Origin of the sequence: Pseudomonas faucium (assembly GCF_021602585.1) — a bacterium.
GTDB classification, from domain to species: domain Bacteria; phylum Pseudomonadota; class Gammaproteobacteria; order Pseudomonadales; family Pseudomonadaceae; genus Aquipseudomonas; species Aquipseudomonas faucium.
This window is the reverse complement of the sequence record NZ_BQIP01000055.1, coordinates 1-2,484: the sequence shown is the minus strand read 5'-3', so window position 1 is coordinate 2,484 and position 2,484 is coordinate 1. Positions and strand designations below refer to the sequence as shown.

Annotated in this window: 3 protein-coding genes; all 3 read left to right on the top strand. The window is 48.7% G+C overall.

The window, feature by feature from the left end:
• The coding region (locus tag L6D75_RS27125) for a DUF2345 domain-containing protein (protein ID WP_236193977.1) at positions 1-629 on the top strand (629 nt) is incomplete at its 5' end.
• On the top strand, positions 626-1,615 hold the full coding sequence (locus L6D75_RS27120; protein WP_236193974.1) for a DUF2515 family protein: 990 nt from the start codon (positions 626-628) through the stop codon (positions 1,613-1,615). The genes L6D75_RS27125 and L6D75_RS27120, both read left to right, overlap by 4 nt.
• A gap of 52 nt (positions 1,616-1,667) precedes the next feature.
• Complete coding sequence (locus tag L6D75_RS27115) at positions 1,668-2,468, top strand: hypothetical protein (protein WP_236193964.1); 801 nt, start codon at positions 1,668-1,670, stop codon at positions 2,466-2,468.
• The last annotated feature ends 16 nt before the right edge of the window (positions 2,469-2,484 follow it).

Genomic DNA, 2,484 nt, shown 5'->3' with positions numbered 1-2,484 from the left:
GCAAGCACCTGACCGTGAGTACCGGTGAGGATGTCAGCATCGCCAGCGGCAAGTCGCTGCTGGCCAGTGTGGTGCAGAGCATCAGCCTGTTTGCGCAGAACGCCGGGGCCAAGTTGTTTGCGGCCAAGGGCAAGGTGGAACTGGAAGCGCAAAGTGATGCGATGGAACTGACTGCACTACAAAACATGAAGCTGACGTCGCTGGAACAGTTGATCGAAATGGCGGCGCAGAAAGAGATTCTGCTCACCAGTGGCGGTGCCTACATCCGCATCAAGGGCAGCAACATCGAGATCCATGCGCCCGGCACTATTGATATCAAAGGTGCGAAAAAGACACTGGATGCGCCGGCCAGCATGGAGCACACGTTCAAAGAATTCCCCGTCGGCCCTACCTCGGGTATGTATGACGAGCAAAATAGGTTGATGACCAGCTTCGGTGTTCCGCTTGAGAATGTGGCTGTCGAATTCGATATTCCTGGCAAAGGCAAGCGGGTCTATTTCACCGATCAGGAAGGTATGACTCCACGACTTTTCAGCGACAAACCCGGTACGGCCAAGATGCGACTTGTCCCCGATGAACTGGTAGTGCCAGCGGGTGCCGACAAATATGTGCCGAGAACAAAAGCATGAAACAAGACTTCCGATTCAACGAACAAACGTGCTCCACGAATGACTCAGATCCTCATTATTTAGAGCTATGGACGTTAGGCCAACAAGAGGCGGTGCGACGTTTATCGGTGAAAACGCGTGTCGAATTCAAGGAAACTGCACGCTATCAGTTGATCAAGGACTTCAGCACACGGGCTGAACGGATCGCCGGAAATTATGCCAAGATTTATCTTGAATTTGAGCGCAACGGCAAGCCTGAACTAAGGGGACGATTTTATTGGACCGGCCTCGCTGCGTTCGCCAGCAAGCAAGTCATGTGCGCACTTGATTATGCTAGCAATAGCAAGTGGCGATACGCTGGAGCCCCCACGCCTTACTTTGAAATTACCAAAATGCATTTGGGGGAAGGGAATTTTTGGTTATTTCAGGACATCTTCGTATGGCACTGGTTTTATATTAATTACCCTAATGACTTTAAAGATGCAACGCCCGCACGAAATTGGGACGATTACCTATGCAACTTCAAAACAACATTCCAAGAGCTTCCATGGCTTGACGACGCCCTGCCAAAAATAAATCACCTCAAAAAGACACCAGAGCTTGTGGAAGGTTTCAATCTGATATCTGAAACAGAGCGACTCTCCCCAGGAAAAACACGAAGTGACACGCAGTTGTTGTCGCTCATGGCCATAGCAAAACACGAGCAGATCAAGATTCTGCAACCATTAATTTACGAAAGCGAGGGATTTCAACACTTGCTCGACCTGCAAGCCTTGATGGAGGGGCACTTCGGAGTTCCTCGGCGGCTTGCTGCAATGAGCACCCTATGTGAGACAAATAACCCCGATTACGACGTTGTAATGACCGAAGGGAAGTTGCACAACAAAAACGATCGCATGAAATTTATTACAGCCATCGCCAAAAAATACCACAAACTTATGAATATTCAAGCCCCTTATATGCATGAAAGCATCCGCACCATCGCAAACTGGAGTGACAATGTATAAGATCTCAGGGCTTGCTATATTTATCCTCCTTGCAGCGTGTGGAGAGTCACAGATGGGCAACAATAAGCCAGCTATAGAATTTAAAATTAACGAAAGTATCGAAAGTGCAGCCTCTAATTCTTCTGTTGAATTTCAAAAGGATTGCATGCTCGGCATCTGTCTCTACGAATATTCGCTGTCATTTGCTGAGGGACAGAGGGCGGTTCTTACCATGAACCCTCACTCATCGACATCTCTTCATTTCGATGATGCCGTAGCTGTTACGCTAGGCACTTACAATAGCGACATTATAAATGATGCTAACATTACCCTAGGGGGCGTCAACCAAGACTCTTCACATTCGCTTGCTATGGATTATTTTCGCAAGCTGGCAAACGGTTTACTCGACCAAGGATGGCATCGATTTATCATGCAAAACGAAGCCAGGATTTCGGGGGATCAGGCGAAAAAATTCGACAACCCCAGGTCGGTCTTGGGCAAACCAATCGGGACAGGTCCTTGGAGTGATCCCGCATTAGTGCTTACTCAGGAAGAATGGTTGGCCATGCCAATGTTCAGCAACTGGTATTTTTACAAGGATGGTATCTATCTGACACTTTTCGTCCAACGTGAAAAGAGCGAGACTGCTCCTGAGGAACAGGGTTCCTATTTATTCACTCTCACCGTCGAATCCGAATCTGAATTCTACAAAGGTTACTTTGAAAGTGAAGATAGGGAGAAATGGACAACCCTTCTCCCCGCCGAACTCAAACGCATGGCCCAGGAACGCGCCCAAACCGAAGCACGCTTGAAGCAGATGGGCATCGCCATCGATGAAAACTACCAGGACCCGCCCATCAAGGCCCTGGAATAACCCACTCTTCAGCCCC